Below are 22110 nucleotides of genomic sequence, written 5' to 3'. Positions count from 1 at the left end.
GAGCCCGGTCAGAACCACGGCGGAGAGAACGAGACCGGACAGAAAAGACCGTGCTGCAGCCATGCTGCGCCCCCAACATTTGTGCTCCCCAGTGAGCCGCTTCGCGCCCCCCAGTGAGCACAGGATGATCATCAGCCCATCTGGAATGCTTAGGCAAGCGATTGGAGTAAATGATTTCCCGAACCAGCAGCAAATGTCGGCGCCGGCCCTGCCCTTATACGTTCGGTATGACAAGCCAAGGAGCGTCGAACGCCCGGCGCGAAGAGTCCGAGACACGGCAAGACCTGCCGAAAGAATCCCCGGAAACAAGCTGCTGATAGTTGCGGTCCGGCCGCGCTGCTGCGCTGCTTCATGCCGCAACTCAATGGTGCCCAACAGGGCGCCCTGTAAAGTGCTCTACAGTTTTGTCAACAAGGGGACCGGATGGCGCCAGGGCCGGAGAAACCATCCGGATACGCCATTCGCCGTTCCTCCGAAATCAGCCCTTGATTCGCCAGACTCCTGGCGCCGGATCAAGGTGCACCACTGACCGACACAATGTCTATTGTCGGAACCGCTGCCCGCCATCGCCCAAAGCCCCGACGGCAGCGTTCGAACCACTCCTCGCTGCGATCCGGCCCGCTATGACGTGGGTCCAGATGGGATTGCGATTTACCGCCAACCTGGGCTCAATTCAGATTGACATTCTCAATGGTGATGTCCTCGGGCAGGTAGGACAGCGGGTCGTGCGCGGAGGTCTGGTCGGTGACGATGTCGACGGTGAGCTCGCCGGCGTTGTGCCGGCGCAGGATTTCGGGGAACACTTCGGCGGCGTTGCCGACGTAGCCCACGGACCAGCCGCGGCGCTCTTCCTTGGCCGCCAGGACCTTGGCGATGGCGGCGTCGAGGTCGGTTTCCACCTCGTCGAGGTAGCGCTTGCCGGCGCGGCGGCGCAGGCGGGTCTCGTCGACGTCGACGATCAGGCACGCGCCCTCATTGAGAGTGACGGCCAGCGGCTGTGCGCCGCCCATGCCGCCGCAGCCGCCGGTCAGGGTCAGGGTCCCGGCGAGGGTGCCGTTCACGTCCCCGGTGAGCTTGCGGGCGATCGCGGCGAAGGTCTCGAACGTGCCCTGCAGGATGCCCTGGGTGCCGATGTAGATCCACGATCCCGCCGTCATCTGCCCGTACATCATCAGGCCCTCGGCCTCGAGCCGGCGGAACTCGGGCCAAGTGGCCCAGTCCCCCACCAGGTTGGAGTTGGCCAGCAGGACGCGCGGGGCCCACTCGTTGGTGCGGAACACGCCCACGGGCTTGCCGGACTGGACCAGGAGGGTCTCGTCCTTTTCCATGGTTTCCAGGGTGCGGGTGATGGCGTCGAACGCTGCCCAGGACCGGACGGCCCGGCCCGTGCCGCCGTAGACCACCAGGTCATCGGGGCGTTCGGCCACTTCGGGGTCCAGGTTGTTCATCAGCATGCGCAGCGGGGCCTCCGTCTGCCAGGACTTGGCGGTGAGCACGGTGCCGCGGGCAGCTTTGACCGGGCGGGCACCGGTGGTGAAATCGGCGGGTGCCATGATGGCTCCTTAAGGAAATAAAGTGAACTGACTTGTGACTTTTGTTTTTGGACGCGGGGGACTGAACCGCCTTCACCGGGTGTGATGTCAGGGACTCAGGGAAAGTGCGGGAGTGCCAACCCAAATGGCCGTCCACCCGGTGCGGGAAGTTATTCCTCCATGTCGGGGAACAGGGCACCGTCATAGCTGGTTGGTACAAGGTCCTGTGTCATGGGAGGTGCCTCCTGCCAACGGCTGCCACGGGAAGAGGCACACATGCGCTCAGGCAGGGGATCAGTTCGCTGCTTCATTGTGGTTCACCTGATTGTTTGACTTGTTGGTGGTAGCGGAACCAAGAGTGATGACGGTCGCAGCGTTTAGGGAGATTGATTTGCCTCTGCGGAAGCGTCCGAAATTGGAGATCGAGAAGGTGGACCTCGAGGAGGCGTTGGACCTGCAAACTCCGCCGCGCCCGAGTTTGGTGTCTTCACAGGCGGAGAGTTGTGGAGAGCGCTGGGGACGTCTGCACGTCCCCAGCGCTTTCTGGTAAGGCCGGTTTGAGGACTGTGTCAGGCCCCGCGGACGAGGCTGTTGTTTTTGGTTTCGCGCATGAGTAGGCCGGTGATCAGGGTGATGGCGGCTACTCCTACGAGGTAGAAGAGGAACCAGTCCTGGTGGCCTGCCTGGCCGAGGGCTGTGTTTACGTAGGGTGCGGTTCCGCCGAATATGGCTGTGGCGAAGGAGAGGGGGCCCGCGACTCCGGCGGCGCGGACTTTGGTGGGGAATACTTCTGCCCAGACTGCGCCGTTGACTCCGAAGAGCAGGGCCATGGCTGTCAGCGATGCCAGCATGGCCAGGAGCAGGGTTCCGAAGGTCCCGTCGACGAGGTTGTAGATCGGAATGGTCAGCAGGACGAACGCTGCGCCGAAGGCGATGACCAGGGGTTTGCGTCCGATGCGGTCTCCGAGCCACCCTGCGCCCAGGACGGCCCCGAGGAAGAATACCTGGGCGATGAGGCTGGCGACCAGTGCGCTGGAAGCATCCTGTTTGTAGTGGACTTGTGCGTAGGTGGGCATGTAGATCAGCCAGGTGTAGAACATGACTGAGCCGCCTGCTGACAGGCCGAAGACGATGAGGATTGAGCGCCAGTAGTGAAGCAGGCCGCGCTTTGCCTGCCCGGCCGAACCTGATTGGCCGGGCAGGAGTGACTCGGCATCGGGCTGGTTTCCGTCGGAGTGCGAGGCTTTCTCGAATGCGTCGGTCTCGGTCAGCCGCCGGCGGAGGTAAAGGGCGTAAAGACCGAGCACGCCGCCAATGGCGAAGGCGATCCGCCAGCCCCAGGTTTTCATGTCGTCCGAGGGGAGGCTGGAGTTCAGGATCAGGCCGGTGATGGTGGCGAGTATGGTTCCGAGGACGACGCTGACCCAGGACGTGCTGCCGAAAAGTGCCCGTCGCCCCTGGGGGGCGCGTTCGACCAGGTAGGTCACGGAGGTGCCCATTTCGCCGCCGTGGGCCAGGCCTTGCAGAAGACGGGCGACGAGCAGGAGCACGGACGCCAGGACCCCAACGGAGCCGTAGGTTGGTGCGATGGCGATGGCGATGCTGCCGAAGGCTGTGAGCATCATGGCGACGGTCAGGCTCTTGCGGCGGCCGGCGCGGTCGGCATACGCGCCGAAGAGGAACCCGCCCAGGGGCCGGGTCACGAAGCCGACGGCGAACACGGCAAGTGTCGACAGCAGCGCGGAGGTGGGGTTGTCGGGCTGGAAGAACTGGACGGCGAAGTAGGGGGCGAAGATCGAATAGATCGTCCAGTCGTACCATTCCAGGGTGTTGCCGAAGTTGACGGCGATGAGGTCCCTGAACCTTTTGCTCTTATCCGCTGCGGTGGTGTCAGGCAGCGGTTCCGCGGCCGCCCGGGTGGAGCTGCTGTGGTTGGTCATGCTGCCCGTCCTTCCAGACCCATTTGGGCGTCCTGGTCCGCTCCGGGTACGCGCATCTCAAAGGTCTCGCGCACCACGGTGTAATCGAAGTATCCCAGACGGGCGATGGGCTCAATTTTTTTGATGTCCAGCCTGCCGTCAACCGTGATGACTTCATCGTCGATGTGCACCGTTTCGACAGTGGCGAAGATGATATCGACGGTTCCGACCGCGGAGGCTCCGGGGATGCGGTGGGTGGAGTGGTACTTGCATTCGAACTTAACCGGGCTCTCCTGGACCATCGGGACCGGGAAGTTCTCTGCGTAGGTGCGCGTGAGTCCCAGATGTTCGAATTCACTTTCCTCCGGACCGAGGGCCATGGCGGACTTGTTCACAGCTTCACGCAGCGGGTAGGTCGCCATGTTCCAGACGAACCAGCCGGTGTTCTCAGCGTTGATGACTGTGTCTTTCCGGCGCCCGTCCGGGTATTGGTTGGCTGAAAACATCACCATCGGCGGGTCGAAGGTCAAGTTCTGCCACTGGCTGTAGGGCGCGATGTTCTCCACGCCGGTCGTGCTCACGCTGGAGAGCCAGCCGATGGGACGGGGGACAGTGCAGCTCTTGAAAGGGGAGTAAGGCAAGGGGCTGGGCTCGGTGGCCGGGTTGTACTTCACGACATTCTCCATGTGGTGGGGATCACTGCTACACCCTCAGCGTAGAGCATATATGCGGAATATATCAAGAGTATGCGGCCGTCTATTGTGTAGTCTGGAATGGAAGGGGAGTGGGATGACGAAGGCTGACGACGCGTATTTATTGCTTGCCGAAATGATCGAAACCGGACGGCTGGAGCCGGGCACCTTTCATACGGAAGCGGGATTGGTGGAGGAGGTCGGGCTTGGGCGGACGCCCCTGCGTGAGGCTCTCCAGCGTCTGGATCGGGACCACTTGGTCCGCATCAGGCCGGGTCGGGGGATCGAGATCCCGGCGAATTCGGTGGATGAACAACTCCGGCGGCTCGAGGTCCGCAGGGCCATGGAGGCTCTTGCGGTGGCGTTGGCCTGTGAAAGGGCGACCACTGCCCAACTCGCCGGCATTGAGGCACTCGCCGAGGAGCTGGCAGACATCCACGACCTCGAGGATTACGTCCGGGCCGTCCGGGCGACACACCGCATGCTTTGTGAAGCAGCCCATAACGAGTACCTGGGTGATGCCATGACCCCGCTGCAGGGTCTGTCCAGACGGTTCTGGCTGGCCCATGTTGTTGATGCCGTTGAAGAAGTGCGGGCAGGGAAGGGGATGCACCTGCAGCTGCTGCGCGCAATCCTGGCTCGAGACGCAGAAGCCGCCCAGCGGGCATCCATACAGCTCAATGACTACCTCGTCAGGTTTGCCCTAAGTGTTGCCACCCGCAACGCAAGGCTGGGACGCCTGGGCGCACCTCAGTACTAGCTGTCGCATTCCTGGCGGGCCGTCCCTGCGGACGCGCCTCGGTTGCTATTCCGGGCGTTCCTGGCGCTGAACCGTCCCGTCGGGTGTTCCGGCCTGATGAGGATTGCTTCCTGGAACAGCTGCTCGCGCTGGGCTCCAGCGGAGCGCTCTAAGAACACGACTTCGGCGACAGCCGGCTGCACCGGCTCGCGCTGGTTTCCCGCGGCCCTGCGGGCGACGACAGTCCTCCGGCGCGGCAGGCTCGAAGACCCAGGAGGACTTCCCGGCTATGAAGAGATCGTGGGTGCCTTGGCCAACCCTTCGCATCCTCGCCACCCCGTACACGCCGCATGGGCGGCCGACGCGACGGCTCCGATGAGCGTTTCGACCCGGCCGTCCTGGACCTCACCGCCGTGAACCTGGCCCTGGCCAAGCTGCTCCGAGTACGAATGCTGGGAGAGACACTACCGATGGTGCCTGGAAAAGGGCCCCTTTAGGGTTCTCCCCCACCTACCCCAAAGGGCCGATAATAAAGATTCTGTCAAGCTGCCGAGTCGGGACACCGCGGTTCCTAACCACGACCGCGTCAGTTAGATCGACGGTGCCGTCCACGGATTGATAACCGAACGACTCTCTCGGCAACCGGAGGCTGCTATCCAGCTACTCGAGCTCTCCTCAGGTCCTACTCCTGTCTGGACCTTCTCAACAGTGACAGTGGCCGCATCTAGTAACAGAAGAAGGGACTGTCACTGAGCCGAGCGAACGACCCGCCGCAACCTTGATCTCGGTGCGCGCCGTGTCACAATGGGCGTCTTTTTATGAGTGGCTCCAGAATGTAAAGAAGTCTGTCACTCACGGCCGATACTGCCTTCAGTGTTGGCCTCAAGGTCATTTTTTGGGGGAAAGCCACGATGAGTTCCGCACCCGTTGAGGGGTCCTTTTCCGACCTCTTAGCAGGACTAGTAAGGGGCGACCCAAACGAGTTTTTGCACCTGCTGAAAGAGTATGAAATACCAACCACACTCGACGGAACTCGAACCGTAGTACGCACACACTTCTTAGCTGTAGATGCGGGCGGAGCACCCGCTGTTGACCTCTTGGCTTCAGCGATGGCTAGGGCGGCAATGGACTTCTGCATTCCACGGGCACGGGTGGAAGAGGCTGTTGAGTACCTCCAACGCACCCGATCCACAAGCCACTTCTCTAGACTTGAGCAACAGGCCCGGGAGCTATTCGTGGACGCAGACGGGACGGGGGAGGGGGGAGAACTACTACTCTTCCTCCTCATGGAGCGGTTACTGGGTCTTCCGCAATTGCTCGCCAAAATGTCGCTGAAGACCAGCAGTAACGTGCATGTCCATGGTTCCGACGGCGTTCACGCGTCTCTTGGTGAAGATGGCATTCTTGACGTGTACTGGGGTGAGTCAAAACTATACAAGTCTAGTTCTGATGCCTTCACTGATTGCTTTGATAGCATCGCTCCCTTCCTCGCCGCGGACGGAGCGGAGACTCGCAAACGGGATCTACTGCTCGTTAGGGACAACCTCAATGTTCAGCACGCCGATCTCGCGAGTCACCTTCTTGAGTACTTCGACGAGAGCAGTCCGCGCCGCCTAAAGGTCAGATGGAATGGTGCGTGCCTGGTCGGCTTCGACCACGGGGACTACCCGAATCTAGATTCCCTTGAAGCGGCGCAATCCAAGCAGCTGAGCAATGCGGTCCAAAGATGGAGGGCGGCCGTCGGGCGCCGCCTGACCCAGCATAACTTGGTGCAAGTCGGGATTGATGTTTTTTGCATTCCCGTACCTGATGTCGATGCCTTGCGGAAAGCCGTACGAGCGAAGTTGGGAGTCTCATGAGCGACGCTTCAGCCCGAGTTTTCGACTCCGGAAAGTTCACCACTGCGCTGAAATCGATCAGGCTTCACTCACTGAGTAAAGAGTTTCCAGTCATCACGATGGACGCGGAACCTGATCAAATTGACTGGAACTTCACGCTATTCGGCGCCAGCATACTCGCTTCGACGAGTACGGAGCGAGCACAGAATGCAGTACTGCGCATCGCTTCAGGCTGCTTGTCAGAGGACGTAGAGACTGAGGCCGGCCACAAGCACGCAGCTGCAGCACTGCTGGAGCGGGTGGGAAATCATCGGGCTGTTCAGCTCGCCGAATCAAGGAACATGGTCGACCCGGAGGTCTGGACGAAGCTTCCACCACTGCTACGGCTGGAAATTATCCGTACCAAGCTGCGCCTCTCCATTCCACTATCAACAGGTGAAAACCTAGAGGTGAATACTTTTCAAGAACAGCTATGGGCGGGAGCAAAAGCGAATGAGTGGCTAAGTGTTTCAGCACCCACCTCCGCTGGAAAGTCCAGGATTGTTCGGGAATGGTTCCTGGAGCAGATCCGTCAACGGGAGCGAATCACTGCTGTGTATCTTGCACCCACTAGGGCTCTAGTAGAGGAAAGTGTCCGCAGACTTCCGTAACGAGGTCCCCGCTGGCACTGGAGTCATTGTCATGCCTTGGGACCCCGACCTCAACAAGATTCACAATCGAGTCCTTGTTCTGACGCAAGAACGCCTGCACCTCATCCAAGAATCTCAACACCCATTTGAGATTGATTTTCTCTTCGTTGACGAGGCGCAAGGGCTTGGTGGGGCCGAAAGAGGTATCTTGCTCCAGCAGGTCATTGACCGGACCACGAATGACAATCCCCGGGCCCAGGTCATCTTCGCCAGTCCGCTAAGCTCCAACCCTGAATTGTTGCTTTCGAGTCGGCCCGCCGGGGTGGATTCCCACGCCATCGTGTCTGAAGCCATAACCGTGAACCAAAACCTGCTCAGAGTCGAGGGAGTGCATCGTTCCCCAGCCAAGCGAAGAGTTTCTCTAGTCCACGACGGAGAAATAATCCCCATCGGAAAGTTCGAACTCCTACAGCGGGCCACCAGGGTTCCAATGAGGCTTGCCTATGTCGCGCAGGCTCTGGGCGGCGAGGAGGGAGGAAACATTGTTTACGTCAACGGCGCCGATGAGGCCGAGAAGGTTGCCCAAAATATAGCTGATTTGTCAGTATCCGTGGATGCGGACGAAGACATCCGAAACCTACAAGAGCTCGTCAGAACTGCTGTTCATCCGCGGTATAGCCTCGCAGACGTTCTGGAAAAGGGAGTCGCCTTTCACTACGGCAACATGCCACTGGCTATTAGAGCGGAGATAGAACGGCTGTTTGGCTTAGGAAAGATCAAGTTCCTGGTCTGTACATCCACTCTTCTTGAGGGCGTGAACTTACCTTGCAGGACGATATTCGTCAGGAATCCCCAGAAGGGCAGAGGGAATCCCATGTCCGAGGCCGACTTCTGGAACCTGGCAGGAAGAGCGGGGCGCTGGGGGAAAGAGTTTCAAGGGAACATTGTGTGCATCGATACTGACGACCCTGATCTATGGCCAAATCTCCCAACGACGCGTCGTCGTTCCCAGCTCAGTCTTGCTACGCAGCAGGGTGTACTCCGACCTGAGCCAATTCTCGACTATGTGCGCAATGATTTTGCACTGAAATCGTCGAACTCACCTTCCGAGAACCTCTTTTCGTACTTAGCGGCCAAGCATGCAGCAGGAGCCGACATTGAGGGACTCCTGAGTCAACTTCCCTCGCATGCCGATAGGGCCGAGCTACGTCAGGCCGTTGAGCAGGTCGTCAACGACGCAGAGTTCCCACAGGAGCTGATTGCTCGTCACGCCGGTATCTCCCCAGTATCCATGCAACGTCTGCTGACCAAGTTCCGCAACGACGCAAAAGACCCTCACGACCTAGTCCTGGCCTTGCCGGAAGAAGGCGACGCAAAGCCGCGTTATCAGGCGGCTTTTGTGATTCTTGGACAAATGATGACAACGGCCTTTGGCCTGCCACCAGCAAACGGAGAAGACAAACGCAAGTGGCAGCTCGCGAATTTAGTGGTGAATTGGATGCATGGATTTCCGCTCGCAAGACTTATCGAACAACGATCGGGACGGAACGTGCCCATAGCCAAGGCAATTCGGGACGTCATGGCCGATATTGAAACTGTGGCACGGTTTCAAGCGCCTAAGTATCTGTCGTGCTACAACGACATCCTCAAGGTCTACGCAGCAGAACGAGGAGTTCATGATATCGCCGACGGCCCCGACATAACCATGTTGCTGGAACTCGGTGTTTCGCGCGCAAGTGAAGTAGTAATGATGTCCCTGGGGTTGTCCCGGACGGCAACGGTAGCCATAGCCGGGTACGTCACTGCCGATAGCTGGACTACCGAAGAGTGCTTGGCATGGCTTCGAGGACGAAACATCGAGGGTATGGATATTCCCGTGCTTGTGCAACAGGAAATTATGGATCTGGTCGAGTCCCTTGCCATGAGTTCACGCGACAGTACATCCAGGAAGGCATAAACAACAGCGCACGTGAACGCCCGATTTGTCAGCGGCAAATCGATAATCTTTTCTCGGAAGCGAACCGCAATCCAGTTGAGGGGAAGACGATGGCTGAACAAGTCGACGTGAGTAAGGCCGTAGAAGGCATTGGCAAGGTCTTTCGGAGTGCGTCGGCGCAGCTCATCGAGCAGGTTGAAAGCGTCAAGGAAGCCGCCAAAGAGACAGTCGATAAAATGGCCGTGAAGGCGCCGGACGCCTACGAGGAGGCGATAGCGGATTACAACGCAGCCTTCGCTGGGATGAGCGACAAGGGGCTTTCGCTCCTGCGCCAGCGCGAACGGTCGGCGGACCTGATCGAGTTTGTCGAGCTGTTGGTGAACAGCATCGCCAACACCCCGAAGTCGTTCGAGACCTCCTTCGGCGAGATCGGCGACTACAAGGCCGAGTTTTTGGATGCGGAGGAGTTCGCCCGGAAGGACCTGGAAGCTGCGCAACGGTCTGCTGCCGGCGCCGGCGCTGGGTTTGCCGCGGGAGCTGCAGTCGCGAGCGTGGCGCCAACGGCCGCGATGTGGGTCGCCACCACTTTCGGCACTGCCTCAACTGGTACCGCAATCTCAGCTCTCTCCGGAGCCGCTGCGAGCAACGCCGCTCTTGCATGGCTTGGGGGCGGCGCATTGGCTGCCGGAGGTGGAGGCACCGCGGCAGGCGGCGCAATACTGGCGCTGGCCGGCCCCGTCGGATGGACGGTTGCAGGAGCCACCCTCCTCGCCTCAATCGCGTTGTTCGCAAAGAAAAAGTTCGACAACCTCGCGGCAAAGGAGGAGGCGCTTGCTGCTGTAAAGCGCAACACCGCGTCGGTCAAAAGCGATGATGCAAAGATCGACGACCTCCTCCAGAAGACCACCACGCTTCGCGTAGAGCTGGTGAAGTGCTACGGCCAGGCACTGCCGTACTTTGGTGCCGACTTCCGTTCCCTCTCCGATTCCCAGCAGCAGGAACTCGGCGTCCTCGTGAACAATACGAAGTCGTGTGCAGCACTGCTGAGCAGACGCATCGAGCGGGATGTGACTGATGGATGACCTGCCGAAGTTGGTCAGGAGCAATCAGAAGCAGGCAGTCGCTTCATGGGTGAACTACCTCAACCAACTCCGCATTGACGACCTGCTGAGCTCTTTCAGGCAGCAGGACGAGAACCTGCTGAACGCACTCACCAGCATCGATGAAGCTATTCGGAAGATTGACCTTGAGGTGGTCACCGCCAATCGCGGCGGACAGCACGGAATGCACGGCTTCATCGCGGAGATCGCGGAGGTGGGTATCTCCAATGCCCGGCAACAGATCCTGGGCCAAGCGCAGGTCTACCAATGGGTGAACGATAACGGGCCCGTGGACCTAATCCGCAGCGGGGTGGAGATCCAGCAAAAGTTCGTCGCAGCAGGTGGCCGCTTCTCCCTAGGAGCAATTATCGAACACCTCCAGAAGTATCCCGACTTCGTCCAGAACGGCGGGAAGTACCAGATACCCGCTGATTACTTCGAGGTGATTAAGGAGATGTACTCCACGCCGCCCGAGGAAGCCGGAAAGCTCCTGTCGCGCAGCGGAGACGGACCCTCCTTTAAGGACTGGCAACGAATCGATGCGTTCTTCCAAGACGGATCGATCGGTATTGAAACACTCGAACCATCGACGCTCAAGTACCACGAGGTACAGAGGGGCGCTTACGAGTCGACCATGGCGGCCGAGGAAACCTCCCTCCGTTCTACCGACCAGGCACTTCGTGACAACGCCTATCAGGAGAGCCTGCCAAACCTGCAAGAAGGAGCAAAAGCCACACTCGCAGCCGCCGCGGTTGAGGGCGGTACAGCTTTCGTGCTGGCCGTGGCCGCCAAGCGTCGCGAAGGCAAGAGGCTCAAAGAGTTCAGCGAGCAGGACTGGATCGACATCGCAGGAGAGACCGGCTTCAGCTTCGTCAAAGGCGGAGTACGCGGCCTCAGCATCTACACGCTGACGAACTTCACTGCCACATCAGCGGCCGTCGCAAGCTCAATTGTCACCGTCGCCTTCGGTATCGCAGACCAAGCGAATAAGCTCCGCTGTGGCGAGATCGACCAGCTCGAGTTCATCGAGAACTCCGAGCTCGTCGCCTTGGAAGCCGCGGTGAGCGCACTGTCGTCTTTTGTCGGCCAGGCGCTCATCCCAGTTCCAGTACTCGGCGCCGTTATCGGCAACACGGTCGGCACAATAATGTACAAGGCGGCCGCATCATCCCTCTCGAAGCGAGAGGCCGAGCTGATCGAACGCTATCTCAGCGAGCAGCGCGTGCTCGACGATCAGCTCGCCGGCGAGTACCAGGAGCTCATAGAGAAATTGGATCGAGGCATGTCCGACTATCTCGGCTTACTCGAACGAGCCTTCTCGCCTGACGTGCAGGTCGCACTCATTGGATCAGCCGAACTCGCACGACGGCTGGATGTGCCTGCAGACGAAATTTTGGACTCCGACGAGAAGGTTCACGCCTATTTTCTCGACTAGTTTTTACGCTCAGAACAAAGGTGTCCTGAGTCCTTGCCATTCTTGCAGTGAGTGGATGGACGCGATGGTAGGCCCTCTAAATGAGCTGCGTGGGAGGAAGCTGCTTCGGATGCATTCCGTTGGCGTGGCGGAGATATTGATAGACCGTTTCCCTGCTGATTCCGTAGTCACGGGCGAGGACAACTTTCGGGATTCCGCTGCCCGCGCGTTGGACCAGCTCGGCTGCCCGTTCCGGTGTCAGCGTCTTCTTTCTTCCCTTGTACACGCCGCGTTGCTGGGCCAAGGCGATGCCTTCCCGCTGACGCTCTCGAATGAGGGAGCGTTCGAATTCGGCGAAGGCTCCCATGACCGAGAGCATGAGGTTAGCCATGGGGGAGTCCTCACCAGTGAAGACGAGGTGCTCCTTGATGAACTCGACACGTACCCCTCGTTTCGTAAGCCCTTGAACGAGGGCACGAAGGTCATCCAGGTTGCGGGCAAGCCGGTCCATGCTGTGCACCACGACTGTGTCCCCGTCGCGGGCGAACCGAAGCAGTTCTGTCAGCTGCGGCCGCGCAGTGTCCCTGCCGGAAGCTTTGTCCGTGAAGACTCGGTCGAGAACCTGCCCCTCGAGTTGGCGTTTCTCGTTCTGATCAAGGGTGCTGACCCGGACGTAACCGATACGCTGACCAACCATGACCGCCTCCAACTCTTAGTTGCGTGGAATTGTCCAAACATCCGGGAGGAGCGTCAAGAGTCAGCTCTGCTACCGAGGGCGCTACCTGTGAGTAGGCGAGTTTCGGCCGCGGCGGGGAACACACGCGCAGATGATGCATCACATGCCATACGCAGCCCTCTAGTTTACATAACGTGGCTATCGGCCTGACCAAATTTGAGTAGGGGGAGCGGTTGACCCCTTGTAGACACTCCGGCCGGGCTGGCCTCATGGGTCGAAGCACCTCTCTTGCCCTTCAGCTGACTCAGATCTTCTTTTGCCCGGCACGCCTGAACAGATAGATTCCTGCGACATGACCCTTGGTGACTACGCCCTGCCCAGTTGCCAGCACACGGTTGGTAGAAGTCGACCCGGTTTCCACGAAGACATAACCGGCGTGCTCAAGATGCCAGCCAAGGGCTTCGATCTGCCCCAGGGTTACAGCAGTCGAAGCAGCCTGGACCAGGCGGTTTTCGGAGGACCCGAACGAAGAGTGTGAGCCAGCCAGAGAACTTACTTCCATCTCGACCTGAAAGAACTGGTCTCCATTTTGGTATGCCGTCTCTGCGAGGCCCACAGGGCTGTTTTTGTACGCTTCTTTAGCCCGTTCTGCTTCGCGCACCCGGACGCGTTCCTCATTGGCCGCCTGGCGTTCCCGCTCCTGATCGGCCCATTTTTCCCGCAAGCTCATTTAGTCCTCAATCGTCATCAGTTATCAGGGAGTCGGGCATTATGAATCCAAGTCGCTGCCCAGCACATTCACACCATAAGGCGGGCAGACAGATCTCAAAGGCTAGGCCTCGCAATGATTGGGCTGTGTCGGGTGAAGTGCCTGCCAAGAGTCTGGTTTCGAGCACACGGCGATCCCGCTCCCCTGCGTAGCTTTACATAACGTAGGTTATCGGCATTCAAAATGGAAGGTGTTCCGAGAACCCTATTGGAGCCATCCCGAAGTGAGATGGCCGACGCCTCGCTTGGGGTGGAGCATTCGCCAGGCCGTTTGTGCAGTATGACGTGAACAGGGAGCGCCATGGGCTATACCCGCTACTACTTTCCTGGCCTGAGGGCGACTGCCGAGGTAATCGCTGATGCGCGCATGATCGTGGCAGCATCAGGCCGTAACCATCTGCGGCCCGAACGGCCAAGGACTTTCCATCATCCCTGAGCATTAGGCTATCCGGTTGAACGGCCTCAAGGCTGCCGGCAAAGCATTCGAAACATTCCATCTGCGGAGCGCCAGGAAGCTCGGATATCCAAGGATGACTGGGTCTAGTAAGACTTGGAACCGGCCTTAGGACGAGGTAGTTACAGCGGTCTTGATAGCCGCTGCCGTCCGGGCGCTGAGATCGAGAACGGACCTCGTCATGAGCGACGGGCTTTGGGATGACTGGACCGCCGGTCTCCATCTGTTCGAGAGTGCGGTGCGGCCACTGGCGCACCAAGACAAGATCGGACTGGAGCTCTACATCGAGCGGATGCGGCCGGAGTCTTTCCTAGCTGACTGCTCAGCGTCACCGCAGCTCCTACCCCCGCAGCGCACCCAGCCCCGAAATCAGCGCCTCGAGCCCCAGACTGAAAGCCGCATCCGCGGGGGACCGGTCGTTATTCGCCGCACTCCGCACGGCGGCGGTGAAATGAGGCGTCGAGCCGGCCATCGTGCCCGAATCGAAAATATCCGCCGGTGCCGTGACGTCGTATGCGGAGCCGAAAATAAAGGACTCCAGTGCCACGATCGAGGACACCACCCGATCCTGCGGGAATCCGGCGTCGAGAAATCCCTTGCTCACGGTCTCGTACATCGCCAGCGTCTGCGGCGCGTCCGTCACCGGAAGCACGGCAATGACCGGAATGAGCGGCGTATGCCGGGCGAAGACATTCCGGTAGCTCCACGCCCAGCTTCGTACCGCCTCTTCCCAGGGAGCCGAGCCAAAATCGGACACATCCACCAGTGAGGTCAAATGGTCCTCCACCAGGAGCAGGACGTCCCTTTTCGAGGCCACATGGTTGTAAAGGGCCGACGGCGCCACGTCCAGTTCCTTGGCCAGGCCCGCCATGGTGAGGCCGTCGTAGCCCTTGCGGTTGATGAGTTCCAGCGCCGCCGCCGTGATCCCCGCCTTGTCCAGCAGTGCGGCGGACGGCCGTCCCGCCCGCCTCCTGGCCCCCGCATTTCCAGCGGGGGTCCCGGAATTCCCCACGGAGCGTCCCTGTACAGCTGGTCCTGCCGGCATCACTGGCCTTTCGTCGGTGGTCTCCAGCATTATTCCATCCGGCACTTCCGGTCCCGGAGCCAAACAGCTATAGTTCTCATAAATGAACGTCATTCATTTACTGGTTCCCGGCAAAGGAACCCAAGAGAGGACATCATGCTGAACCTGAACCGCGACGTCGTGGTCGTCGGAGCCGGGCCCTCGGGACTCACCGCAGCCCGCGAACTGAAGAAGGCCGGCCTCAGCGTCGCCGTGCTGGAGGCCCGCGACCGCGTAGGCGGCCGCACCTGGACCGACACCGTGGACGGGGCCATGCTCGAAATCGGCGGCCAGTGGGTTTCCCCGGACCAAACCGTGCTCCTGGACCTCCTCCAGGAACTCGGCCTCCGGACCTACCCGCGCTACCGGGAGGGCGATTCCATGTACATCGGCAAGGATGGCATCCCGGTCCGCTACGCCGGCGACACCTTCCCCGTGGACCCGGACACCGAAGTCGAAATGAACAAGCTCATCGGCCTGCTGGATGGCCTCGCCGCCGAGATCGGCCCCACCGAGCCCTGGGCCCACCCCAAGGCCCGGGAACTGGACACCGTCTCCTTCCACCACTGGCTGCGCCGGCACTCCGCGAATGAAGAGGCCTGCAGCAACATCGGCCTCTTCATCGCCGGCGGCATGCTCACCAAGCCGGCCCACGCCTTCTCCGCCCTGCAGGCTGTGCTGATGGCCGCCTCCGCGGGGTCCTTCACCCACCTCACGGACGAGGACTTCATCCTGGACCGGCGTGTTGTGGGCGGCATGCAGCAGGTCTCGCTGCTGCTGGCGCAGGAGCTGGGGGACGACGTCGTCCTTAACTCTCCGGTGCGTACCATCAACTGGGAGCCGGACGCCGACGGCGGCCACCGCGTCACCGTCGAATCGGACCGTGCCACCGTCAACGCCCGGTTCGTGATCATGGCGGTGCCGCCCAACCTCTACTCGCGGGTCTCCTTCAACCCGCCGCTGCCGCGCCGCCAGCACCAGATGCACCAGCACCAGTCCCTGGGCCTGGTCATCAAGGTCCATGCCGTCTACAGCCGCCCGTTCTGGCGGAACTCCGGCCTCTCCGGCACCTGCTTCGGCGCCGGGTCCCTAGTCCAGGAGGTTTACGACAACACCAACTTCGGCGATACCAGGGGCACCCTGGTGGGCTTCGTCTCCGATGAAAAGGCCGACGCCGTCTTCGAGTTGGGTGCCGACGAACGCCAGCGTGCCATCCTGGAGTCGATCGCCGGCTTCCTCGGCGCTGAAGCGCTTGAGCCCGAGGTCTACTACGAGTCCGACTGGGGCTCGGAGGAATGGACCCGCGGCGCCTATGCCTCCAGCTACGACCTCGGCGGGCTTCACCGCTACGGCAAGGACCAGCACGTGCCGGTCGGACCCATCTACTGGTCCTCCTCCGACCTCGCCGCGGAAGGCTACCAGCACGTGGACGGCGCAATCCGGATGGGGCTCCGCACCGCTGCCAGCATCCGCGAAGCAGCGAAGTTGCCCGTTCCGGCCTAAAGCGGGACCGGCCCGGCTGGAATGTAAGCATGCTTACCAATAGGCTGGCGGTGGGGAGCGTCCCCGCACGCAGACGAATGAGGTGAGACATGACCGACACCGGGAGCATCAGCAAGGTTACGGACATCATCAACCACTCCCACATCGGGATGTTGACTACCATCAACGAGGAAGGCGCACTCGTCAGCCGGCCGCTCGCCGTCCAGGATGTTAAGGACGACGGCGACATGTGGTTCTTCACGGGCCTCGGCACCTCACAGGTTGCGCATGTCCGGGCTGACCCGCGCGTTAACGTTTCCTTTGGCAAGAACACCGAGTGGGTTTCCGTCGCGGGGACCGCGGAGGTGGTGACGGACCGGGCAAAGATCCGTGAAATGTGGAACCAGGCTGTCGAAGCGTGGTTCCCCGACGGACCGGACACCCCCGAGGTGTGCCTGCTCCGGATCGACTCCGACTCAGCCGAATACTGGACCAGCCCTGGCGGAACGGGCGCCACGGTGCTCCAGTGGGCCAAGTCCAAGGTCACCAACAGCCGGATGAGTGTCGGCGAGAGCGGCACGGTGGAGCTTTAGTCCAGCTCCACCCTTTGCAGCGCTGCGAGAACCTCCGGCAGCAGGAGATCATTCCGTCCCCAGGCGGGATCGAAGACCTCCACGTACCAGGAGTCGGACAGCAGCAGGGCCAGGGCATCGTTGGTTTCGTCCGCCCAGTCCTGGACCTGCTCCTCCTCCACCGGATTTTCGCTTGACCCGAGGACCGTGGTCACTTCTGTCCCGGCCAGGGTCACAGGTATTGCTGCGCTGCTGGCCTCACCGGGAGCATGGGCCACCGTCACCAGTTCCGTGCGGGTGGACAGGGCCAGCAGCGCAGTGGCCGCGGCGGCGGAGCAGAATCCTGTTACGTACTGCCGCTGCGCAGCCGATTCGGTCCTGATGCCGGGCTGGGACTCCTTCGTGAAAATCCCGTTTCGGTTCAGCTCGGCGAGGGCAGCAGCAAGCGGCCGGGTTTCATCGTCGAAGCCGGGCGCGAACGTGCCCGGCTGGTACTGGCTTGCCCCTTCCAGCCACCGGGCGGTCAGTTCGCCGGCGGCCGCAAGCGTCGTGGCCTGCCGCCAGACCCCGCGGTCTTCCAGCAGCCGGCCGAACTGGTCACGGGTTGGCAATTCCTGAGGATCCATCTTCGGATGCTATCGCCGCTGCGCGCTCCGTTCCATGGAAGCGACACAACGGGTAACGTCCGGCCCTAAGCCTGCTCGGCGGGGATGCCTGCTGCCCTCTCGGCGGCGGCGAGGGTGGCACCGAGGCTGGTGACGGCGTCGGGATACCCCTGTTGGGGGGCCATGCGCAGCGCCTCAGCCTGCCGCATTGCCTTGATGAGGGCGGAGGTTTCCGGTGTCCGGACATCGGTCAGTGCCGGGTAATCGATCAGGCAGGCCGGATCCAGCTCGTACCGGCGCCACCGCGCGATCAGTTCGTCGTGGCGCGCCTGCGCTTCCTGGTGCGCGGCCACCTGCTGCAGGGATTCCCGGCGGCCGCTGCGCCACGCGAAGTACCGCGGGCTGCTCCGGTACGCAGCCACTCCGGCAGCCACACCAGCACCGCCAAGGAACAGTCCTGCCCAAGGGGATATGAACGCCGGGATCAGCAAGGCGGGAACAGCCACGCATGCGCCCAGGAACAGATCCCAGAAGAGCTGGTCCGACCGTTCAGCATTGTCCTCCCGCGCGAGGAGGGAACGGCGCCGGATGACAAAGACCGTGGCCGCCACGCTGGCCACCAGCACCAGGCCGCACAAAACCACCGCACCTGTCCCCTGCAGCACGCCCTGCACTGCGGCTTCCGCCATGTCTGACATCTTGCACCTCCGGCATTGAAGGCCCGGACAAACAAGCCCGGGTGGTTCTTCCATTGCAACGTTTTCCGGCCGCCCGGTCAATGGCCGGAACCCCGGGTTCAGGGCACGCCCGGAAGTCCCTTTCTGCCCGGGGCAAGGCACCGTACCGTGGGACCATGAGAATCAAAATGTGCAGCATCCACGTCAAGGACCCGGCCGCCGCCCACGCCTTCTACACAGGGACCCTGGGCTTTGAGACCCTGATGGCCATGCCGGAGTACAACCTTTACATCATCAAGGACCCGGGCGCCGGCAGCGGATCTGTCGGGCTGCTGCTGGAGCCCAGCGACAACCCCATCGGCGCCACGTACATGAATGCAGTGCATGACGCCGGGCTCCCCGCCATAGTGTTCGGCGTCCCGGATGTGCAGGCTGAGTACGAGCGCCTGCTCGCGGCCGGGGTCAGCTTCAAGAGCGGCCCCACGGAAGATCCTTCCGGGATCAGCGCCGTGTTCGACGACGGCTGCGGGAACTTCGTCCAGCTGCACCAGGACTGACGCCTCCTGGCGGGGTAGCCGTGAGGCAGGCCTGCCCTGACAAGCCTAGGTTTTGGGCGGTTATTCGGCCTTGGCGCGGGCCTTCTTGGCTTCCTTCTTGGAAGCTTCTTCCTTGACGCGCTGGGCCTCGGCCCGGACGGCGGCGTGCGTGGCGCGCTCGGTGACCAGCCACTGCGGGGGAGCCTGGAGCAGCGCGGTGATTTCCGCCGTCGTCAGCGCTTCCTCGACGCCGCCACGGGCCAGCCCGCTGATGGAAACGTTCAGCTTCTGCGCCACCACCGGGCGCGGATGCGGGCCGTTGCGTCGCAGCTCGGCGAGCCACTCCGGCGGGTTGGCCTGGAGCTCGGCGAACTCGGCACGCGTGATGGTTGAATCCTGGAACTCCTGCGGTGTTGCGGGCAGATAGATGCCAAGTTTCTTGGCAACGGTGGCCGGCTTCATGGACTGGGAGTTTGCAGAGGTCATGCTTCAAGGGTATCCGGGCGGACGGTACTGTGAAGACGTGCCCTCCGACAACATCCCCCACAGCCCTGCCCCCGCTGAATCTCCGGAGCAGGAGGCACCCCGCGTGCTCCGGTTCGCCTACGTGGCCGGCGTGACGCCCGGGAAGTGGATCCGCCGCTGGGAAGAGCGCGTTCTGGATGTCCCGCTGGAGTCTTTTATGTCCGACGACGGCGCGCAGGTTGAAGTGCTGCGCAACGGTTCCGCCGAGCTCAGCTTTGTCCGGCTTCCCGTGGAGCGCGAGGGCCTGAACGTCATTCCGCTCTATGAGGAGCAGCCGGTGGTGGTGGCGCCCAAGGGCCACGAAATTTCGGTCTTTGAAGAGGTGGCCCTCGCGGACCTTGGCGAAGAAACCTTCCTGGACGTGGCGGAAATGGGCGGGCCCGAAGCTGCCCTTCAGGTGGTGGCCTCAGGGGCCGGCCTGGTGATCCTGCCGATGTCCGTTGCCCGGCATTTCAACGTCAAGGACACCGTGGCGCGGCGGCTGACAGGCGCCCCAGGCACGGAAATCGCCTTGGTGTGGCCCGCGGATTCCACGGACGAAGTGATCGAGGAATTCATCGGGATCGTACGCGGCCGGACGGCGCAGAGTTCCCGCCAGCCTTCGGCGCAGCCAACGAAGGTAAAGAAGGATCCCAAGCCGGACCGGCGCGGAACCGGAGCCAAGAAGGCGCCCAAGGTTGCCCAGCGGTACGCCCCGAACCCGGACAAGGGCCGGGGCAAGGGCTCCCGGAAAAAGGGCAAGCGCTAGCCTGTACTGCACAAACGCAGGGAAGGCCGGCTCCGTGCGGAGCCGGCCTTCCCTGCTGTCACGTCCTAGGTGTTTGGCCTAGGTGTTTTTGACGTGGTCTGTGGCGTCTGTGGCGCGGTCTTTGACGTCGGTGGCGGCGTGTTGGCCTTCGGTTTTGACGTTTTGGGCGGCGTCGGCGGCGGTGGCTTTGACGTTTTCCATGGCTTGCTGGGCGGGTTCCTTGAGGTCCTGGGCCATGTCCTTGGCGGCGTCGGTGACCTGGGTGGCGAGGGGCTCGGCGGCGGTCTTGAGCTGCTGGGCTGCCTCGCGTTCCTTGTCGCTGGCGGGGATCAGGGAGGAGATGAGCATCCCGGCGCCGAACGCGATCAGGCCCGCGGCCAGGGGGTTGCCCTGGGTTTTGGCTTTGACCTGGTCCGGGGCGTTGGAGATCGCGGTGCCGGCGTCGGACAGCGTGGAGGCCACGTTGTCCCTGGCCCCGTGCAGGGTGTCCCCGGTGGAGTGCATCGCGTTGCTGGTGTGCCCGGCGCCGGAGTGCATCCGGTCGTTGACGGTGTTGGTGGCTGAGTCTGCTGTGCCCATGATTTTCTCCTTCACGCCGGTGACCGCGTCTTTTACTTTGTCGGTTTGGCGGTGGACGATGTTGGACGGGGTGACTTTGTCGGCGACCGCGTCAACGTTGGTGCCCAGGCGGGCGCGGGTGGCTTCTATGTCTGAACGGATTGCGTCCGGGTTATCGCTCATCGGTTTACCTCACCTGGTTTTAGGGTTGGGGGAATTTCGGACAGGGTCTCGCCGGTCTGGGGCAGGCCCTTGATCTGTTTGAGTTCCTTGCGCCCGATCGAGGCCAGGACCGCGGCGGTGATGCCCCAGACCACGGCGACGATCAGGGCGGCCCAGCCCAGGGGCATCAGGGCGCCGAGGGCGAACATCAGGGCCAGGGACAGGAAGACGAGCACGAAGTGCCCGGCCACGCCTGCGCCGGCGAGCATGCCCGAGCCCTTGCCGGCCTTGGTCGCGGATTGTTTGAGTTCGGCCTTGGCGAGTTCCACTTCCTGGCGCATCAGCGTGGACAGGTCGCGGGTCACGTCCCCGAGCAGCTCACCCAGCGAGGCGTTATCAGCCTTCAGGTGCGCCTCACTCGGCGGCATCTCCGGAATAGAACTACTCACAGCTGGCGTCCTTCCGTCGAACGGTAAGTGCCGTCGGCAGCGCTGTAGCTGCCGTCCTCATCGCGGTAGGGGTCATCCTCGTACCGCAGGGGGCTGTCTACTGCAGTCCCCCCGGGGAGGGTTGAGGTGGACACCGGAGCCCTCGTGCCTACTGCCGGCTCGTCAAAGAGGTCGTCAGTGCCGGCGGCATAGACAGTCTCCGGGTGAAGGGGCGCAACCGGCTGGGGCTGAACCGACCGCTGCGGGGAAACGCCCTGGACTGCCGCCTGTGCCTCGGGTGCTCCCGCCGTGAGGCCACGGGTGAGCCGTCCGGCCAGGACGCCTGCGCCGGCTGCGACCAGCAGGAACGTGCCGGGGCGGTTGCGGGCGAACCTCTGGACTTCGCCGAGAAGGTCTCCCGGCTGCTTGGTCTCAAGCCAGGAGGCTACCGTTTCGGTGGTGCTGGCAGCCTGGCGGATCAGGTCGCTGGCCACGCCCTGCTGGTCCGGTGCAGCGGCCATGCTCTGCAGCTGGCTGGAAATGGAGCGGATGCCTTCCGCTGCCTTCTGCTGCTGGGTTCCCGCCTGGCTTGTCAGGCCCGACTTCGCCTGGTGCAAAAGATCCTGCGCACTGGTCTTCGCCTCGGAGGCCACATGCGCGGCTTCCTCCTTGGCGGTCTGGGCAACGCCCTGGGCTGCGGAGGCGGCCTGGCCGGCAACCTGCGAAGCTTCTTCCTTTGCCGCCTGGCTCTTGGAGCCTCCGGCGGAACCTGCGGCGGGGGAGGTGCCGTAGCGTTCTTCAGCGCCTGTGTCCGGTGCACCGAAAGTATCGGTGGTAGCAGGGCTGGATGTCTGGGGCCATTGGTTCTCTGTCATCGGGCTCTCTTTCATGAAGGGTCAGCTGGCGATCAAGAACCAGCAGTGCTGGCTAGTAGTAAGCATGGTTACTAATTAGATACTAAGCACACTTCCCTTTTGAAGCGCAAGGGCTGCCGAATATATGGCTGCCGGGCAGCGTCTTTGGCCGCAGTGATAGTAAGCCTACTTGCGAATCGGAT

22 protein-coding genes and 1 pseudogene are annotated in these 22110 nt (G+C 61.8%); 11 read left to right on the top strand and 12 right to left on the bottom strand.

The annotated features are described in order from the left end of the window. Positions 1 to 689: 689 nt before the first annotated feature. From GK109_RS09620 to GK109_RS09610, 3 genes and pseudogenes are all read right to left on the bottom strand, one after another. Positions 690 to 1553: pseudogene (locus GK109_RS09620) on the bottom strand (urocanate hydratase); the annotation flags it as partial. 548 nt (positions 1554 to 2101) lie between these two features. Beyond that, on the bottom strand, positions 2102 to 3472 hold the full coding sequence (locus GK109_RS09615; protein WP_157240059.1) for an MFS transporter: 1371 nt from the start codon (positions 3470 to 3472) through the stop codon (positions 2102 to 2104). After that, positions 3469 to 4125 (bottom strand): flavin reductase family protein, encoded by a 657-nt coding sequence (locus GK109_RS09610; protein ID WP_370460503.1) that lies wholly within the window; start codon positions 4123 to 4125, stop codon positions 3469 to 3471. The genes GK109_RS09615 and GK109_RS09610 overlap by 4 nt, the downstream gene beginning before the upstream one ends. A 115-nt stretch (positions 4126 to 4240) precedes the next feature. Between GK109_RS09610 and GK109_RS09605 the strand changes: the two genes are divergently transcribed. The 7 genes from GK109_RS09605 (at position 4241) to GK109_RS09575 (ending at position 11820) form a co-directional block, all read left to right on the top strand. Then, positions 4241 to 4903 carry a GntR family transcriptional regulator gene (locus GK109_RS09605; RefSeq protein ID WP_157240056.1) on the top strand — a complete coding sequence of 221 codons (663 nt, stop codon included), beginning with the start codon at positions 4241 to 4243 and terminating at the stop codon, positions 4901 to 4903. Positions 4904 to 5232: 329 nt separating this feature from the next. Next, the gene (locus GK109_RS09600) at positions 5233 to 5379 is read left to right on the top strand and encodes a hypothetical protein (protein ID WP_157240055.1); all 147 of its coding nucleotides are present in this window, start codon (positions 5233 to 5235) and stop codon (positions 5377 to 5379) included. Positions 5380 to 5793: 414 nt separating this feature from the next. Continuing rightward, positions 5794 to 6741 (top strand): DUF1837 domain-containing protein, encoded by a 948-nt coding sequence (locus tag GK109_RS09595; protein WP_157240054.1) that lies wholly within the window; start codon positions 5794 to 5796, stop codon positions 6739 to 6741. Next, positions 6738 to 7370, top strand: coding sequence for a DEAD/DEAH box helicase (locus tag GK109_RS09590; RefSeq protein WP_157240053.1), 633 nt, complete (start codon positions 6738 to 6740; stop codon positions 7368 to 7370). Before GK109_RS09595 ends, GK109_RS09590 begins: the two co-directional genes overlap by 4 nt. 31 nt (positions 7371 to 7401) lie before the next feature. Further along, positions 7402 to 9306: a helicase-related protein gene (locus GK109_RS09585; protein ID WP_157240052.1), complete on the top strand. Its 1905-nt coding sequence runs from the start codon at positions 7402 to 7404 to the stop codon at positions 9304 to 9306. 89 nt (positions 9307 to 9395) lie between these two features. Beyond that, entirely contained in the window at positions 9396 to 10367 is a 972-nt protein-coding gene (locus tag GK109_RS09580; RefSeq protein ID WP_157240051.1) for a hypothetical protein, read from the top strand. Then, complete coding sequence (locus tag GK109_RS09575; RefSeq protein ID WP_157240050.1) at positions 10360 to 11820, top strand: hypothetical protein; 1461 nt, start codon at positions 10360 to 10362, stop codon at positions 11818 to 11820. The genes GK109_RS09580 and GK109_RS09575 overlap by 8 nt, the downstream gene beginning before the upstream one ends. Positions 11821 to 11896: 76 nt before the next feature. On the opposite strand, the gene GK109_RS09570 is transcribed toward GK109_RS09575, so the two are convergent. The 3 genes from GK109_RS09570 to GK109_RS09560 form a co-directional block, all read right to left on the bottom strand. Further along, positions 11897 to 12496, bottom strand: coding sequence for a recombinase family protein (locus GK109_RS09570; protein ID WP_157240048.1), 600 nt, complete (start codon positions 12494 to 12496; stop codon positions 11897 to 11899). 283 nt (positions 12497 to 12779) lie between these two features. Then, complete coding sequence (locus GK109_RS09565; RefSeq protein WP_157240047.1) at positions 12780 to 13205, bottom strand: hypothetical protein; 426 nt, start codon at positions 13203 to 13205, stop codon at positions 12780 to 12782. A gap of 832 nt (positions 13206 to 14037) precedes the next feature. Then, positions 14038 to 14742, bottom strand: coding sequence for a TetR/AcrR family transcriptional regulator (locus tag GK109_RS09560; protein WP_370460776.1), 705 nt, complete (start codon positions 14740 to 14742; stop codon positions 14038 to 14040). Positions 14743 to 14877: 135 nt separating this feature from the next. On the opposite strand from GK109_RS09560, the gene GK109_RS09555 reads away from it, so the two are divergent. Further along, positions 14878 to 16263, top strand: a complete 1386-nt coding sequence (locus GK109_RS09555) for an NAD(P)/FAD-dependent oxidoreductase (protein WP_157240043.1) — start codon at positions 14878 to 14880, stop codon at positions 16261 to 16263. Positions 16264 to 16352: 89 nt separating this feature from the next. Then, a complete protein-coding gene (locus tag GK109_RS09550) occupies positions 16353 to 16835 on the top strand; it encodes a pyridoxamine 5'-phosphate oxidase family protein (protein WP_157240041.1) in 483 nt (160 codons plus the stop codon). Here the strand turns inward: GK109_RS09550 and GK109_RS09545 are convergent. Continuing rightward, complete coding sequence (locus GK109_RS09545) at positions 16832 to 17440, bottom strand: hypothetical protein (protein ID WP_157240040.1); 609 nt, start codon at positions 17438 to 17440, stop codon at positions 16832 to 16834. The two genes, GK109_RS09550 and GK109_RS09545, sit on opposite strands and share 4 nt — an antisense overlap. Positions 17441 to 17505: 65 nt before the next feature. Beyond that, positions 17506 to 18108 carry a hypothetical protein gene (locus tag GK109_RS09540; protein ID WP_231754833.1) on the bottom strand — a complete coding sequence of 201 codons (603 nt, stop codon included), beginning with the start codon at positions 18106 to 18108 and terminating at the stop codon, positions 17506 to 17508. A 164-nt stretch (positions 18109 to 18272) separates the two neighbouring features. Between GK109_RS09540 and GK109_RS09535 the strand changes: the two genes are divergently transcribed. Further along, a complete protein-coding gene (locus tag GK109_RS09535) occupies positions 18273 to 18653 on the top strand; it encodes a VOC family protein (protein ID WP_157240036.1) in 381 nt (126 codons plus the stop codon). A 60-nt stretch (positions 18654 to 18713) separates the two neighbouring features. Here the strand turns inward: GK109_RS09535 and GK109_RS09530 are convergent, their stop codons facing one another. Beyond that, a complete protein-coding gene (locus tag GK109_RS09530; protein WP_157240034.1) occupies positions 18714 to 19118 on the bottom strand; it encodes a DUF5997 family protein in 405 nt (134 codons plus the stop codon). On the opposite strand from GK109_RS09530, the gene GK109_RS09525 reads away from it, so the two are divergent. Continuing rightward, the gene (locus GK109_RS09525; RefSeq protein ID WP_323058109.1) at positions 19081 to 19905 is read left to right on the top strand and encodes a LysR family transcriptional regulator substrate-binding protein; all 825 of its coding nucleotides are present in this window, start codon (positions 19081 to 19083) and stop codon (positions 19903 to 19905) included. The genes GK109_RS09530 and GK109_RS09525 overlap by 38 nt on opposite strands. A 78-nt stretch (positions 19906 to 19983) precedes the next feature. Here the strand turns inward: GK109_RS09525 and GK109_RS09520 are convergent, their stop codons facing one another. Genes GK109_RS09520 through GK109_RS09510 form a run of 3 tightly spaced genes read right to left on the bottom strand, consistent with a single transcriptional unit; the run spans position 19984 to position 21928 of the window. Beyond that, positions 19984 to 20646 carry a DUF3618 domain-containing protein gene (locus tag GK109_RS09520; RefSeq protein WP_157240032.1) on the bottom strand — a complete coding sequence of 221 codons (663 nt, stop codon included), beginning with the start codon at positions 20644 to 20646 and terminating at the stop codon, positions 19984 to 19986. Then, positions 20643 to 21053 (bottom strand): phage holin family protein, encoded by a 411-nt coding sequence (locus GK109_RS09515; protein WP_157242809.1) that lies wholly within the window; start codon positions 21051 to 21053, stop codon positions 20643 to 20645. The genes GK109_RS09520 and GK109_RS09515 overlap by 4 nt, the downstream gene beginning before the upstream one ends. 17 nt (positions 21054 to 21070) lie before the next feature. Beyond that, on the bottom strand, positions 21071 to 21928 hold the full coding sequence (locus tag GK109_RS09510) for a hypothetical protein (protein ID WP_157240030.1): 858 nt from the start codon (positions 21926 to 21928) through the stop codon (positions 21071 to 21073). Positions 21929 to 22110 lie beyond the last annotated feature (182 nt).

Source organism: Pseudarthrobacter sp. GA104 (assembly GCF_009741265.1).
In the GTDB taxonomy this organism is placed as follows: domain Bacteria; phylum Actinomycetota; class Actinomycetes; order Actinomycetales; family Micrococcaceae; genus Arthrobacter.
This window is presented reverse-complemented; position numbering and strand designations above follow the sequence as displayed.